Here is a 16,160-nt window from a genome sequence, read left to right on the forward strand (position 1 = left end):
TACAATGATGAAATATTTAATAATTGCACTAAGGCTCCACAGCCCTAACGGGACTATGGAGCCAACAGCTGATTATCTTTTTAAAAATCTCTTTGCTCTTATTCCTCGGTGATATTCAATCGCAAACCGATGCGCCTCATCGCGGACACGTTTGATGAGGTGCAAGGCTGGAGACGCCAAAGGTAATTCTAGTGGTTTTTTTTCACCAGGGAAAAATATTTTGTCTGGTGCATTCGCCCCTCGCAAACCATCACCCTTTGAAATCGCAATCACAGGAATATCTAATTTATGTTTTTTCAAAATCCGCACTAATACACCCAACTGCGCTTTGCCACCATCCACGATAAGAAGGTCAGGATTCTCCCAAATGTCCTTATCTTTAATAATTTTCCCCTCACCCCGACCCTCTCCCGCCGGGGCGAGGGAGCTATCTATTTGATATTCGTGATCAAAATGTTTCATGCGTCTCTCCAAGACTTCTTCCAACATCCAGACATCGCCCTCCAAATCCAAATCTTTTATTTTAAATTTTCGATATTCATTCTTGTCCGGCTCACCATCTTTGAAAACAACCATTGACCCCACTGCCTCTTTGCCTTGTAGATTAGAAATATCATAACCTTCAATTCGATTAGGAACCCGTGACAACCCCAAAGTCTTGGCCAATTCCACCACATCGCCGGCATACTTATCCGCTAAGCTCAGAACTTTAGAATGATCCAAAACATTATTAATATTTTTTAGTTCGTATTTCAATTTACCTAATTCATTTTGAACTTGTTCATCTGTGTTATCGCCTTTTTTTAATTCTTTCTCGAGTTTCGTAATTCGTAATTCGTAATTTTTTATCAAGACAGACCTACCTCCATCCAAAAATAAAACAATCTGCTTTATAGTCTTGGCATATTCCTGTTTCGAAACCAAGCTCTCACAAACACCTTGGCATTTTCCAAGACGATAATACAAACAAGCGCGCTTAGGCATATTTTTACATGAACGATATGGCCAAATTTTTCTCAAGGCTTTCAAGGTTTCGCGTACTGCTTCGGTGCTCACAAAAGGCCCAAAATATTTTCCCTTCTTATCCAAATTCCGTGTCATAAAAATCCGCGGATATTCATCCTCGGTCGAAACTTCGATATAAATATAACGTTTGTCGTCGCGCATGACCACATTATACTCCGGTTGAAATTTCTTGATTAAATTCGCCTCCAGTAACAAAGCCTCAATCTCGCTCTCAACCTCAATCCATTCAATACTCGCCACCTTCTTTAACATCGAATACTTCGCCGGCGTATGGCTCGTCGCCTCGCGCCAATACGAAAGCACTCGACTGCGCAGGTCAACTGCTTTGCCGATATAAATAATCTTCCCGCTCGCATCTTTGAACTGATACGAACCGGGAGTTTTGGGAATATCTAGATTTTTAACTTGTTCCAAATTCATAAAATATATAAAAGAACTAAGCCATAAAGCTTAGTTCTTTTATTTCAAGGTATCTTCAATTAAGCTTAGGCAATAGTAATTGCTTGTACAGGACAAGAAGCAGCCGCATTTTCCGCACAGGCAACATCATCCTGACTAATAACATGTGACTTGCCTTCTTCGTTCATGTCAAAAACACTTGGGCAAAGAGCTACGCAGGCACCGCAACCGATGCAACCATTTTGATCTACTGTAATCATAGTTTTATCTGAATAAAAGTAAAGATTTAATAAAAACCTAATTAAAATTTATTCAACTTATATATTTAATAATTAGTAAGCATTATATGGATTATTATATCAGATTTTATCTCCTGTGCAAGTTTTAGTAATTATTCACAATTTTAAGCTGATTTTATGCTATTAACTATTTATAAATTATTTCTTAACCATGCGTGCTTTTTTCACATATGGCACCTCAAAATAAAACCGACTACCCACTCCTTTCCCGGCACTTTCTGCCCAAATCCTGCCACGATGCGCCTCAATCATTTTTTTAGCCACAAAGAGACCCAGTCCGGTCCCATTGGCATTAATTAACGATGACCCAGAACCACGCGAAAATTTCTTAAAAAGATTAGGTAGATCATCTGACTTAATACCAACACCAGAGTCGGAAACACAGAATAAGATATTATCTTTTTGTTTTTTTAAACTTACAACAACTTTACCGCTTGATGTATACTTAATAGAATTATCAATTAAATTCATTATCACCTGCCTCATTTTTGTCTCGTCCAGATTCACTAATGGTAATTTGGCTACAGATTTGATAAACTCAAATTTTAATTTTTTTTCTTTTGCATTTATGCTCAACTCATCATAAACACTTGCCACCAAGTCTTGTAATTGTTTCTCTTCAAAAGTAAATTGTAAACGTCCAGATTCAATACGAGAAACATTTAACAGATTTTCAACCAAATCAATTATGCGTTCGTTTGATTTATAAACTTTTTCCAAAGAATCCTTTTCACCTGGAGTTAAAACACCAAAATTACCCTCCAAAATCATGGAAATGTAACCCTTAATAATACTTAACGGGGTGCGCAATTGGTGTGAGGCAATCGAGATAAATTCACTCTTGGCCTGATCCAACTGCCTCAGTTTTTCATTAGCCTCTATTAATTCCCTCGTCTGCTTTGCCACCTCCCTTTTAAGTTTATCATTAAAGTTTAAAGTCTCTTGATACAAGAGAGCATTTTCTAAGGAAATTGCCACCTGCGCTCCAATCACCTTTAAAACATAAATATCCTCATTGTCATACAAATCTCCGGACTCTTTGGCGGATAAAGCAATTATCCCGAGATTACGATCCTTGACAATTAATGGCACCAAAAGCTCTATTCCCATTGCTTGCCAATATTCAATATCTTTTTTATATTTTTCTAATTCTTTATTTTTTAAGTCATCAACAATAATGGGAAGATTTTTTTGCAAATAACCATCGCATAAAGGTTCAGAAATTTTCATACCCTCATATCGATAATTTTTATTACCGGGTAAGCGCAAAAAATTCTCATCGCCATCATTATTATTATACTGCACAAAATACTCCCCCTTCTTCTCATTATAAATCAACACTCCCAAGGCCTTAACATGAAAGGAATTAATCAAGGCTTGTGAAATGAACCGATACATTTTGTCCACCTCAATAGTTGAGCGCAACTGCTCGCTAATTTGCGAAATCACTTCACGTGTATCATAAAGTGAAGAAAAAAAATATTCATTAGCCAGCTTTGAGAACTTTTTACGAATAAAAGGAAAAATAGAAATAGCAATTACTATCAAAAAAATATGGCTAAAGCTGGAAAATTTACCTAATTGCCTAGGATATAAATATTGCAACAATGCCGCTGGCACAACAATCACTAAAAGAGAAAGAAAATAAACCGAATATTTTCGCAGTACAACCTTAATGTCCATTAAACGATGAACAACAATGGCATAAGCCGTCAAAATAACATATGATGACGCAAAAATATTCCCATAAGGCGGAAAATTTATATTATACCAGAGAAAATAATTAGTCGCTCCGCCCACATATGTTAAAATCATACCAACTACTAAATATTTAATTTGCGCTTTTCGAACACCTGTTGTTTTCCTCATATTCGTCATTAGCAAATATGAGGAATAAATTGCATAGCCAAAAAAATACACCAAATAATAATGATATATCACCCCCGGCACTGCCCAAAATTTCATAGAAAATTTTGGCACCATATCACTAATAAACAGTGGTGAAAAAACAAAAAAGGCAAAAAATGTCGCCATTAAATAACCAATATAAATAACTTTTTTTATTTTTTCTTTAACGTCTAACCAAGTTGCGACAAAATTTAAATAAAAGACTGAAGTGTAGATAGCACCGATATGGAGTATCTGAAACCAAAATAAAGTCATCTCCCTTGTTTTAGCTATCGGCCACATCGCATAAGGAAACGACCAAAGGGCGACGGATACACAAAAGATTACAAAAGAAGTATTGATTGGATTTTTACTATTTTTACTAAAAACTAAAAAACCAAGAAGAGTGCTGGCCAGCGCATTAAACAGACCACTTAGAGAAAAATATAATTCCATAAATAAAAAATCCCTAAATTATTATTACATTTATTGTAACATAATTCAGGGATTTAAACAAAACTTGTTCGAGGCTACTGCACACAACCAATGCCAATCTCGTAACAACGAGTTGGCTGTTCTTGTACATAACCTTCATACATATAACCAGCACCCTCATAAGCATCTTGAACGATGCCAATAGGAGGATGTTGCAAAATCCAGCCCGCCACCTCGCGCAGAATGTACGAGCACAGCAGATCCAGATCAAGCATGCGATCCAGCAAACCAGCGCCAATAACACGAGCACCAGGCCTAAAATACGGCTTGACGAGTTTCAACAGCCCCGTGCGTTCTTGCGTGTTCAGGCCACACAGGACACCGATAATCAAACCGTAATCAACTGTGCCCTTGTAATCACGATGCAACCTCGCCATACTCTTGGCAACGAACTTAATATTCTTCAATCCGTGTTGTTCGACCAATTTTTGACCATAACTAATCGCCTCCGGGTCAGTGTCGATACAGTGGAATTCCACGCGGTCGGCAAAGTCCGGATTGCTCAGGGTGACATCAATGCAATTTCGACCAGGACCAGAGCCCAGATCGAGAACAAGACATTTTTCTTGTTGCTTTAATATCTCCCTTACATGTTGCACCATCATCTCGTTGACGAGGTTATAACGACTTTTCAAAGAAATCCCACCGGGACCACTCTTGGAAAAAAACACATCTACGGGATGTGTAACATCCTCGAATTGATACATCTTCTCGAGCATTGTAAAAGTTCCCGGATACTCAGCCAAGGCAGGGATGATGGTGCTATTCTGCTTAAAGAAATCAATCACCGCCACGCCTCCGTTGGCAACCAATGGTTTACCAGCCAAAAAGGAACGCACAAGCTCTGTACGAATTTCAGAGGGCAAGGCATGCAACAAAGTTTTTGCATGCCTTGTTTCGAGATATTTTTTTTTCTCACTTTCCGGCAATTGATACCTCTTCATCAGATTAGCATCAAAAACCGCCCTACCAGCCATCGCATTTTCACCTCTACTCATCGCCATTCTCCTTTTATGGTTATTTTACTTGTATATTTATTTAAAAGACCGAGTACTAAACAGCGTCAACGTCAACGATATTTATATATTTAAGAAACTATTTTCCTAAATATGCTTTTCAATATAGCACAAAATCAACAAAATGTCAATTTGTGTAATAAAATAAGCCAATATTAAATAAAATGGATAACAAATAAATAAGTGATTTTATTGAGAAATAATTTCCGTTGATGACGAGATTTGATCGATGTTTTTTAGTGTCTCAGGACTTGAAGAGGCTGTTTCAAGACTATTAGTAGAGCTTGCCACCACTGGCTTTATTGCTTGAGTAGAAGTCGCCGTTGTCGTGGCTATAATTGTAGTTTCTTTGCTAGTTGTTGCTTCTATTTTTTCTTCACCAGTCGGTATCACCATTTTTCTATTTAACAAATCCTTATCAATCACAATCCCTGATCTTTCTGTACTTGTTGAATTATTACCAACACCACTCTCATCTAAATAAGCAGCATCACTGCCAGCTTGAGAATCACTATTTTGCGTATTATTCATTTGTCCCTGATCGCTGCCACTACCAACACCCATCCCGCCTATCCCCCACAAACCCAGATAACCAACACCGATTAATAATAAAATTAAAATTAAAATCATAATTGTTTTTTTCATATTCAAGATATATCAATAGACACTAACGCAATTTGCCGTAGCAGATTATGCCTTAATATTTATTCCAAAATTTTTACATAGGTTGCGCTAACCCAACCTTCTTGTGTCTCATCGACTTTTATCTTATACCACTCCCCCTGGTTGTCTATTAATTCATAAACATTTTTCGGGTAAATCTTGGTAAGGATTGCGGCTTTGGTTGATGAGGCCACTCGAACATTTAACCATGTCAAACCAGAATCGTCAAGGGAGACAAATTTCTTCTTACTATTGGCAAATAAAGCACTTAAGTCTTTAATAGAGCTAGCTTCACCAATCCCTTGCTGACTACTACTCGCCTCAGCAGCCCCTTGCTCCACACTTAAATCAACCTTTTGCCGGACCGCCACTTCTTTGTTTATAATTTCAGAATCTTTTACAATAACTGCAGTGGTCGTAGCCATGACATTAACCGGCTTTGTCTTTGTCGCAATATTAACCCTGCCAGTTAAATAATATTCCTCACCGTCTTTTTCCAAATTCAAAACTTCAACATTTTTAAAGCCAAAGTCTTTGTCATTATTATGTTGCTTTTTCGCTTCAGCGATAAACTTCGCTGTCACATCTTTTTCATTATAAATCAACCACTCCATTGTTACTGGAAAAATAATCTTTTTCACTTCTAACACATTTATATAATGCTCCCATAATTTTTCACCAGGCTTAGTTTGTTTCAAGGCAAATTCCTTACTCTTTACTACTAATTTATCAATAGCTAAATTTTCTTTATAAACATCTTTATAAATCCTAGCCTTAATACTACTAGCACCGTACCCTGTCTTCCCCGTCGCAACGAGCACCTTAACATTGATAGCTTTTTCATAAGTTTTTTGTTGTTCAATTGCCAATTGTACTTTTTTGGCACTCTGACCGCGATACCAAAAAGCCCAGCCAAGCAACGCAGTACCAACAACTAATAATACCAATAATTGCACCAACTGCTTATGCTCTTTTACCCAGGCGAGCTTATCACTCCCCTCTGACTCTTCCTGCATTTCTTCCATTTCGTCATCCAGGGGCGCTAAACCATATTCATTGGCATTAAAATTTAATGGAAAAACAGGTGAAATTTTATTCCAGGCAGTGTTATACCTTCTTAAAGCCAGACCCAGGGCCTCGGTAAACTCGATTGACAAACCCTCGGCCAAGATCTGACCATTGCTAACTTTAATATCCTTGTTGGCGGTCTTATCTTCTTCTCCTTCGGCATTTTTAACAATAAGCTCATATTTCAAACCAGACAAGTTAGATGAGAGATATTCGACAGATCCTTTTAGTTTACTAGAGCCGCCAACCAAAATAACTTCATTAATTACCTTGCCTGTCTTCATATTGTAATACTTAAGTGCGGTTTTTACCTCCTCAACAATTTGCAACATGGCGCTTTTTAAAATTATTGGCACATTAACAAATTTTTCCGAAGGTAATATTCCAATCTCACGCTTTAACTGTCCAACCTCCTTGTGGTCATAGCCACTCTCTGTGCCATCTGCTTTTTTGCCAATACCATCTTGCAGTTTTTTGGAAAAATAATTACCAGCCGCATTAATAGCGCTCGAATACATCAGGCCATGTTCGGAAATAATACTAACATTGGTAATACTGGCACCGATGTCAACTATTAAAATCGCATGGTCTAATAAGTTTCCAAATAAACCCTGAAAAGTTGAAAAAGTTTCCAGGGAAAAATCCTCTACTTTCAACTCCAGGGCTGCAAAAATATTTTTCCATTCTTCCACTACTTCATTTTGAACACCAACCACCAACACCCTAATCTTTTCTATCAATTCGACTTTTTTTTCTACTTTGTTTTTAGGATTCTTGTTATTTTCTTCAAAATCATAAAAAACTTCATCAGCCACAGCCTTAAATCTTTCCAAAATTTTATAGGAAAAAACCAAGTCCTCGCGATTCAAGGGGATGGAAGATAAGGCCTCATCATAAGCAATCTTGTTCAAGTCTTTTTCTTGGCTGGCATCAACTTCAAAAATATGAGAATACACTTGTCTTTCCGGAATAGCAAATGATATCTCCTTGGGAACAATTCGTCGCGGACTAGCCTCGGCAAAAACTTTTTTAACATATTCCTTTAGTCTTTCCATGTTCATAATACGTCCATTCGAAACCACGCCCGGATCCATCAAAATCATACCTGAACTTACCACTTCAAATTTTTTATCGAAACACCTAACATCAACCACTTTTATACTGTAGTCGGAAATATTTATGCCTACTAAATTTTTATTGGGGCAAACCTTAATCATTTAAACTCCATTTATTAATAATTATTTTATCATTATTTATTACTACATTGGCGGTAATTTTTTTATGATAATCAGTAATTGTGCCTTCTGCTATAATCAGACGCTCATCACCACCGCCCTCCACGGTCATCAAACAAGAGCCGTCACCTTGCATTAAATTTAAATCTATTACCGCGTAATTATGATCAAATTGCAAACGACGCAATGATTCTTCAATGCAACCCTCTGTTAAATACTCCACCTCGCTTTTTTTGTCAGAAACAAAGGAAGTGTTCAGGCTGCTCATGCTCAAAAAAGCAGCACTACGTGCCATAATCAGCGCAGCCGCTCCAATCACCAAAATTGTAAATATCGCCGCCATACCTTTTTGATTTGATAAATTTTTCATATTAGCGAAGTGTAATACTTGTCTGATATTGTTTATTATATTCATATGCCCTGCTGTTATGATAGCGATATTCCATATCCAAGTTTATAACAATATTATCTTTTTGCCCGAGCAAAGCAGTATTCACAAAGGACAAATCTTTTATATTAATCTCGTCACCGCTAATTTGTGTTGCATCAGCTATACCCTCAGCTAAATATAAAATGCCATCAGTCACCGAAAAAGTCATATTTTCTTCTGGATCCGGCATGTCCAGCACCAAAATATTGGTCGTCGAATCCCCGGTTAATGGCGACAAAACTTGCCGCGATTTTTTCAAATAGTCCTCCAAAAAATTAATCGTTAGCGCGCCATTCGCTTCCACGTCTTGGATTACCGAAGTCTTTGCGCGCAAATCCGACATTTGCGAACCAAAACCAACAAATAAACCAACGGAGACACCGATAAAAGCGATATACATTATCGCTTCAACCAGGGTAAAACCTGACAGATTTTCTATATTTTGTTTTAACTTTCTTTCAAACATTAATTATAATTTATTCTCATTTCTTGCAGAATTGGCGTTGCGACACTATTGCCGCTAAATTCAATGCGATATTTTATCCAACGTTTTTCGTTACAATCCGTATTTAAAAATTCCCCAGTTGAAGTCGCAAAATAATCACTCTCATCACCATCATCACCATCTGGTCCAGACCAGGTTTGATTCCAATCACCAGGAGCATCAGCAACATCAAGGGCGGTCTTAATTAAAACTCTTATTTCGCACTCCGGGCACTCACTTGTTTTCGTACCAGTAGCTGTCCATTCAATAATATTAAAATTTCCGCCCACGGGAATTGAAAAGGCCGATGATTCCAAATAAGCACTAATCGCGTAAGTAGACGTTGCTATTTCCTTTAGCGTCACCGAACTCGAGCTCGCCTGAACATTACCATCATCATTGGCGTATTTACTTGCATCCACCCAAATATCCTGTCCAAGACCACCAGACCAATCATTCTGCTTCCAAAAAGACGAATCCCAATTGGTCAAATACGTTACACGCCGAGCTTGTTTTTGATCAAGCCCCATTACTTCCCAATTCACCACCACTTCTACCTTTTTACTATATAAATCCAAGATTGCACCCACTGCATTGCTAGCTACTAGCTCGCCGCTGTCATTTCGAAAAATTGGATAAAAATTAATTTGACGACCAAAAATACCGACCTGTTCACTTGTCCCTTCACCCATTAATTCCCAATGACCACCATCACGACTCAAAGCGCTTTGCTCATAAAGCAAATTATTCCATTTATTATCCTTAATAAAACGCACAGCCTCAATTCCCTCATTAGCTAAATTATTCGCCTGCGTGATTTCTGATTGTCGTGTCAAAAGACTAAAACCGCCCATTAATAAACTCGCCAAAGATGTTGTAATCAATGAAAAAATTGCCATCGCTATTACAATTTCCATTAAAGAGCTGCCTTGATTATTTAATCTAAATTTCAACATGCGTTTTTATTTCCAGGGGAATTCCGTATTGATTAATCTCTATGCCTCTTTTTTCACCACCAAAATTAAATTCCACTTGCCCTATTGCATCCGGATCACCAGCACTTTGTGTGTAATTTATATCATTAGCTGGAATCGTTGTTGAAATGGTTACGCCTGGTTCCAAATTCAAAACTTGGTCATAGACCTCATCACGAATGAAAAACGAAGGACCTTGATATAAAACAACTTTATGGTTACCGGGATCAAAATACACGCCGTGATTAGCTCCCCGCAAGCCGGCTCGACTCTGCTCCCGCGCTGAACGCAAAAAATCAACCGCCTGGGCCAAACTTTCATCTAATTTTGTTGACGCTTGCAGATTACCGTATAACGGAATTGAAATAACCGAAATCGAAATGGTTAAACCAATAGTTATTAACAATTCAATTAATGAAAAGCCTTGTTTGTTTTTCATAAAAGCAAAAAACACCCTCAAAACAAGCACCCTTCCCCTCCTTTTTTCCTCCTTGCTTATGAGCATACTTTATGAGAATATTATAACACAAATAGCAACGAAAAACAAAATATTTTCAAAACAAAAAAAATACCATTCATTGTAAATGGGATTTTTAAAAAATCTATATTAAACAACCTAGTTAAGGTGGTATTTTTCGAAAAATTTTATAACCAAATCAATCTCTACCTGCACCCTTTCTTCAATTTCAAGCTTTAAAATATTAGCGAAACTATTTTCCAAAATTTTCCGTAATAAAATAACAGCCTCAATTGAAACTAAAATATTATATTTTCGCTCTTCTGGAAGGGCGCTCACACAGTGCTCACACTCCAACCCACCCTTCTTGGCATTAAAATATAATTTTTTCGACTGATCAATTTGGCCACAGCCAAGGCATGTATTCAAAATTGGTTGATAGCCGAGCAAGGACATTAATTTAAAAATAAAAAATCCATAGTCTTTTTGTGTAGTCGAACATTCATCTTTCTCGACTGCTTTAACGGAATTTAGGCTGCTCAAAAAATCGACCAATAGAAAAAAAATGTTTTCATCTACCTCGTGCGCTTTCACAACTTCACCCACGCGCCGCAAAACTGCACCCGTGCTCATTATCTTATTATAATCTTCTTTAAGATTGCGAAAACAATCGCGTGCCAAAGCTGAGCCGACATAATCATAGTTCTTTCCTCTGATTATCATAATTTCCACCAATGACATCGGTTCTAGATGCGCCGCCAACTTCGACTTTGCCTTCTTTGTTCCCCGCGCAATCAGCTCCATTAAACCCTTTTCTTGACTATAAACCAAAACACGACCATCGGTTTCCCGAAAGTCGTCTCTTTTCAAAATTATACCCTGGATATTGAAGGTTTCGTTCATATCGAATCAAAATAACTTTGCAAAATCTCCATCGCCGCAATCTCATCGCGCGAAGCTTTTGTTTTTTTGTCACCGATGCGAGCATCACCAGCCTTACTTGATAAGCGTTCGTCAACCTCTTTAATTGGAATATCAATTGCCTGTTTCAAACTTTCCAAAAAATCCGCAAATCTTTGCGGGAGCTTGTGCGTCACGTCGGAAATCGAATAAGGCACGCCAATGACCACCACTTCAATCTCTTCGCTCTTAATGATTTTCACCAACTCTCGAAAATCATTGGCAACCTTAAAAGGTGAAGCGAGTTTTACTTCGTCTTCACCTATGGCCAAACCAATTCTTTTTTCCCCCCAATCAACGCCTAAATATTTCATAGATTATTTATTTTAATTTTCATTCCTGGTTAGACTGCCCCTCACCCCGACCCTCTCCCGCGGGGCGAGGGAGAATTAAAAATTATTTCTTCTTTTTAATTGCATTAATACCGATAATCGTGCCCAAGACAGCCGCCGCCCCGGCGACACCAGCCAATACCTGATGCTTGGTTTTTTCATCGGTCTTCGCATATTTGTCTTTGGCCAGTTTCACTAATTTTTCAATTTGTACAATACCTTCGTTAATTTTTTCAGTCACCACGTCTTTTATCTCATTTTTTTCGCCTACTTTTGGCTTGCAACTTCGACAAGCGGTTTTTTTGACTACCATATTTTTAGAGTTAGTTTATAAAGATAATTCTATTATATTAATAAAAGATTAAGATAAAATTAAAAAGCTGTAATCACCTCACAACCATCATCGGTCACTGCGACCGTATGTTCAAAATGAGCGCTCACGCTACCATCAGTGGTTACGATTGTAAAACCGTCATTGGCATTTCTAACTTGATATTTTCCAATATTAACCATCGGCTCAATCGCGATTGTCATGCCAGATTTCAAAATAATGTTATCCATACTCTTCTTGGGGATTTCAAAATTTGGTACTTGGGGCGCCTCATGAACGCCGTGTCCAACCCCATGACCAACTAAGTCACGAACCACGGAATAACCACGTGCCTCAACATATCTCTGTACGGCTATGCCAATCTCGCGAATTTCCGCTCCCGCTCTTACCTTGCTAATCGCTAACTCCAAAGACTTCTTTGTTGCCTCCAGTAGATTTAAAATCTTTTTATCAACTACGCCCACTGGTACCGTAATTGCCATATCTGTAAACATCCCATTTTTGGCCGGATACTCCATACCAATATCAATTCCAATAACATCCCCTTTTTTTAAGATCCTGGCTGGTATTGCTGGACCATGAACAACCTCACTATTTATCGAAGTGCACAATGCAGTCGGAAAAGGCTTTGCACTACCCACCTTATATCCCTTAAAAGCTGGTCTACCTCCTGCCGCCAAAATCAACCGATTAGCTTCTTTTTCGAGATCTGCAGTACTCACGCCTGGTTTCACCATGTCGCCTAATTTAGCCAAAATACTAGACAATATATTACCCCCCTCGCGCATAATCGCAATTTCTTCTTTTGTTTTAATTGTTATCATATTTTTAAATATTTAATTTCGATACAGATTTTTTATCATATTTAAGATAAATATGCAAGAAAATTACTAATTCTGCACATTGCCCGTCATCTTATAGATAGGTGTGATAATAGCAATCGCCAAACCACCAACCATTAAACCAATAAAAATCAAAAGCATCGGCTCAATGGCGGTTGAAAGAGTTTTAGTGGCATTATTAACCTCAGTTTCATAATAATCAGCCAAATACGTCAATACCTCTTCCAAGCGACCGGAATTTTCACCAATCTTAAGCATGCTCACCAAAAGAGACGGAAAAAGATTGCCATGACGACTAAGGTTCTCCGACATTTTGGTTCCTTGCCTAGTCTTCATAGCCAAATCTTCCAAGGCCTTTCGATAATAATAATTATCAATCGTATCCTTAGTAATGCGCAAGGCCTCGTCAATATTTAAACCACTTTTTAATAGTGTTCCCAGGGTAGAAGAAAAAATCGTTAAATTTTTATTGCGGCTAATATTTTTTACAATCGGAATTTGCAAAATTAAATAATCAGACACCGGTTTAAAAAACTTCTGTCTAAATATCCATAATAAAAATATTACCCCCGCAACAATCATCGGAAAAAGAAGTTTACCTTGTTTTTGGATAATATCAGAAAAAGCGATTAAGACCCGAGTCGACATTGGCAAATCCATACCCAAGCCCTTGAATAGCGGCGTTATTTTTGGTAAAACGACAAAAGAAATCGCCATAGCTAAAACGAAAGCCAAGGTCAAAACAATCATCGGATATACCATCGCGCCTTTAATCTTATCCATCAACTCCTTGTCCTTTTTTAAATGATTAGCCAAGTTATCTAAATTCTCATCCAAGGTTCCCGACGACTCACCCACAAAAACTGTATTTACAAAAATAGGTGGAAAAATTTTGGGAAATTTTCCCAGCGAAACTGATAAAGAATTGCCTGCATCAACCGATCGTTTAATCACACCAATAACTTTCTTTAACTTTCCTTCAGCCTGTCCGTAGACAATATCCAAAGCCTCTGTAATCGTCAAACCAGACTTCAACATCACGGCCAAATGCTTCGCAAAGGTAATTTTTTGACCAAAATTAATACCACCGATACTAATATCCATATCTAGCGCGCTTTTTTTAGGATTGTTTATTTTTTGCATAAATATCTAATTTTGAATTTCAAATTTTCGCCCTAATCCATGGTGACCCGTACCACTTCCATGATCGTCGTCTCACCATTAAAAATCTTTCTAACCCCATCATGAAGCATGACCGTCATACCCTCTTCTTTAGCCGCCTTTAAAATCACGTCGCTATTCACGCGATCAATAACCAAGCCACGAATCCTTTCAGTCATTTCCAAAATTTCAAAAACGCCAATACGTCCAGAAAAACCAGTGTTACCACAAACAGGACAACCCAGACCTTTATAGAAACGCATATTTTTAAAATCTGTCTGTCCTTCTAATTTCAAAATATTTTGAATAGCTTTACTTTTTTCAATGATTCTCAATTCATCTTCAGATATTTGATAAGAAACGATACACTTGCGGCAAATACGCCGCACCAATCTTTGGGCAATAGCCACATTGACTGTCGAGGCGACCAAAAATGGTTCAATGCCCATTTCCAAAAAACGAGGCAAGGTAGTGGCCGCATCATTTGTATGCAAAGTAGACAACACTAAGTGACCTGTTAAAGCTGAATTAACGGCAATATTGGCCGTTTCTTCATCACGAATTTCTCCAATCATGATAATGTCTGGATCTTGACGTAAAATTGCCCGCAAACCATTAGCAAAGGTTAAATTAGTTTTATTATTTACCTGAATCTGATTAACGCCTTCCACATTATACTCCACCGGATCTTCAATTGAAGAAATATTAATTTCACGTTTATTTAAGATTTTTAAAATACCATAGACAGTTGTTGTTTTACCGGAACCAGTGGGACCAGTCACCAGAATCATACCGTGCGGATTTTTAATTGTCTTGTTGATTAATTTCAAATTATCATCAAAAAAACCCAAATCTTCCAAGCCATAGTTGCGATTTTTGGATGACAACAAACGCATCACTACTTTTTCACCATTAGCTGTCGGCAAAATCGAAACACGAACATCTAAATCCTCCAAGGCGGTTTTAAAACTAATCTTGCCATCCTGCGCTGCCCGGTGTTCGTCCGTACGCATCTTGGCCATGATTTTAATTCTCGACACAATTAATTCTGACAAACTCTTAGGGACATTTAAGACATCGTGCAAAATACCATCGACCCGAAATCGAATCATAATCTCATTAATAAAAGGCTCGATATGAATATCAGAGGCTTTGCTTTGGTAGCCATATTCCAAAATTACATCCACGATTTCAACCGTCAATTCATCTTTCTGAGTAACGGAAATTGATTTATTTTTTAATTTTTGTAGGATTTTTTTGAATTTTTCCTGCGCGCTACCCTTATATTTTCCCAGAGCATATTCCAAGTCATGCCTTGTAATATAATATGGAATAATTTTTTTGCCAATCTTTTTCTGGACCAAGTGCATTATCTCAATATCATCCGGATTGGTCATGCCTACCTTGGCAAAATTATCATTCTTCTCAAAAACAATTACTCCGCGTGCCCGCGCTACTCTTTCGGGAATTAAATTTAATAATTTTTCATCCAATTTCTCCTCGCGTAAATTAGCAAAACTAATTTTCAACTCTTCAGCCACAATTTTCCCCAACTGATCTGGTGTCACCAAATTGGTTGACGGCAAATAATCTAAAAGAGAGAGATTTTTTAAATCCGCCTCTTTTACTACTGTTTCCAGTTTATCCCAGGGAATCAAGTTTGATCCCAACAGTAAAATCTTCAATTGATTATTTGACAACTTCATAAGCCTCCCTTTTAATTTTATTCCTCCATTAACGCCTCCAACACTGTTGCGATAATCTGCTTTTGCGAATAAGAATCTTTTTGCAAATATTTATAAGCCCCCAGCGCCAGCGCCTCATCAATGTCTTTTTTTTGTGACAAAATTGAGGCCACTAAAACTTTAACATCTTTTAATATTTTGTCTTTTTTAATTTTTGCCAAAAAATCAAAGCCATTTATACGTGGCGAAACAAGTTCAAGTAAAATTAAATCCGGCTTATTTTCACTAGCCATCTTTAAACCTTCTTCACCATTTGAAGCTAAATCTACAGTGATATTCTGTTGATAAAGCTCTGATTGATAAATTGTTTTAGTTGTATTATCTTTTTCAACTACAAGAACTCGCATATTCTAAAT

At 37.5% G+C, this 16,160-nt stretch carries 17 protein-coding genes; all 17 read right to left on the reverse strand.

The features are described 5' to 3' along the window. Positions 1 to 72: 72 nt before the first annotated feature. The 17 genes from KKD45_02460 to KKD45_02540 all read right to left on the reverse strand — a co-directional run bounded on the left by KKD45_02460 (position 73) and on the right by KKD45_02540 (position 16,151). A complete protein-coding gene (locus KKD45_02460) occupies positions 73 to 1,446 on the reverse strand; it encodes an excinuclease ABC subunit UvrC (protein ID MBU4309364.1) in 1,374 nt (457 codons plus the stop codon). A 65-nt stretch (positions 1,447 to 1,511) separates the two neighbouring features. After that, positions 1,512 to 1,685, reverse strand: coding sequence for a ferredoxin (locus KKD45_02465; protein MBU4309365.1), 174 nt, complete (start codon positions 1,683 to 1,685; stop codon positions 1,512 to 1,514). A gap of 177 nt (positions 1,686 to 1,862) precedes the next feature. Beyond that, complete coding sequence (locus KKD45_02470; GenBank protein MBU4309366.1) at positions 1,863 to 4,067, reverse strand: GAF domain-containing protein; 2,205 nt, start codon at positions 4,065 to 4,067, stop codon at positions 1,863 to 1,865. A 74-nt stretch (positions 4,068 to 4,141) separates the two neighbouring features. Next, a complete protein-coding gene (locus KKD45_02475; protein MBU4309367.1) occupies positions 4,142 to 5,104 on the reverse strand; it encodes a class I SAM-dependent methyltransferase in 963 nt (320 codons plus the stop codon). A gap of 207 nt (positions 5,105 to 5,311) precedes the next feature. After that, entirely contained in the window at positions 5,312 to 5,767 is a 456-nt protein-coding gene (locus KKD45_02480; protein ID MBU4309368.1) for a hypothetical protein, read from the reverse strand. Between the two features lie 59 nt (positions 5,768 to 5,826). Then, a complete protein-coding gene (gene pilM, locus KKD45_02485; protein ID MBU4309369.1) occupies positions 5,827 to 8,070 on the reverse strand; it encodes a pilus assembly protein PilM in 2,244 nt (747 codons plus the stop codon). Next, on the reverse strand, positions 8,063 to 8,458 hold the full coding sequence (locus tag KKD45_02490; protein ID MBU4309370.1) for a hypothetical protein: 396 nt from the start codon (positions 8,456 to 8,458) through the stop codon (positions 8,063 to 8,065). Before KKD45_02490 ends, pilM begins: the two co-directional genes overlap by 8 nt. Position 8,459: 1 nt before the next feature. Then, complete coding sequence (locus tag KKD45_02495) at positions 8,460 to 8,984, reverse strand: hypothetical protein (protein ID MBU4309371.1); 525 nt, start codon at positions 8,982 to 8,984, stop codon at positions 8,460 to 8,462. Beyond that, positions 8,984 to 9,958, reverse strand: coding sequence for a hypothetical protein (locus KKD45_02500; protein MBU4309372.1), 975 nt, complete (start codon positions 9,956 to 9,958; stop codon positions 8,984 to 8,986). The genes KKD45_02495 and KKD45_02500 overlap by 1 nt, the downstream gene beginning before the upstream one ends. Next, positions 9,945 to 10,415 carry a prepilin-type N-terminal cleavage/methylation domain-containing protein gene (locus KKD45_02505; protein ID MBU4309373.1) on the reverse strand — a complete coding sequence of 157 codons (471 nt, stop codon included), beginning with the start codon at positions 10,413 to 10,415 and terminating at the stop codon, positions 9,945 to 9,947. Before KKD45_02505 ends, KKD45_02500 begins: the two co-directional genes overlap by 14 nt. A 177-nt stretch (positions 10,416 to 10,592) precedes the next feature. Next, positions 10,593 to 11,336 carry a DNA repair protein RecO gene (gene recO, locus KKD45_02510; protein ID MBU4309374.1) on the reverse strand — a complete coding sequence of 248 codons (744 nt, stop codon included), beginning with the start codon at positions 11,334 to 11,336 and terminating at the stop codon, positions 10,593 to 10,595. Beyond that, complete coding sequence (gene ruvX / locus KKD45_02515; protein MBU4309375.1) at positions 11,333 to 11,707, reverse strand: Holliday junction resolvase RuvX; 375 nt, start codon at positions 11,705 to 11,707, stop codon at positions 11,333 to 11,335. Before ruvX ends, recO begins: the two co-directional genes overlap by 4 nt. A gap of 82 nt (positions 11,708 to 11,789) precedes the next feature. Next, positions 11,790 to 12,038 carry a hypothetical protein gene (locus tag KKD45_02520; protein ID MBU4309376.1) on the reverse strand — a complete coding sequence of 83 codons (249 nt, stop codon included), beginning with the start codon at positions 12,036 to 12,038 and terminating at the stop codon, positions 11,790 to 11,792. A gap of 59 nt (positions 12,039 to 12,097) precedes the next feature. Next, positions 12,098 to 12,880, reverse strand: coding sequence for a type I methionyl aminopeptidase (gene map / locus KKD45_02525; protein ID MBU4309377.1), 783 nt, complete (start codon positions 12,878 to 12,880; stop codon positions 12,098 to 12,100). Between the two features lie 66 nt (positions 12,881 to 12,946). Continuing rightward, on the reverse strand, positions 12,947 to 14,041 hold the full coding sequence (locus tag KKD45_02530) for a type II secretion system F family protein (GenBank protein ID MBU4309378.1): 1,095 nt from the start codon (positions 14,039 to 14,041) through the stop codon (positions 12,947 to 12,949). A 32-nt stretch (positions 14,042 to 14,073) separates the two neighbouring features. After that, positions 14,074 to 15,765, reverse strand: a complete 1,692-nt coding sequence (locus KKD45_02535) for a GspE/PulE family protein (protein MBU4309379.1) — start codon at positions 15,763 to 15,765, stop codon at positions 14,074 to 14,076. A gap of 17 nt (positions 15,766 to 15,782) precedes the next feature. Beyond that, on the reverse strand, positions 15,783 to 16,151 hold the full coding sequence (locus KKD45_02540; protein MBU4309380.1) for a response regulator: 369 nt from the start codon (positions 16,149 to 16,151) through the stop codon (positions 15,783 to 15,785). Positions 16,152 to 16,160 lie beyond the last annotated feature (9 nt).

The organism is Patescibacteria group bacterium, assembly GCA_018897195.1.
Taxonomy (GTDB): domain Bacteria; phylum Patescibacteriota; class Patescibacteriia; order Patescibacteriales; family UBA12075; genus JAHILH01.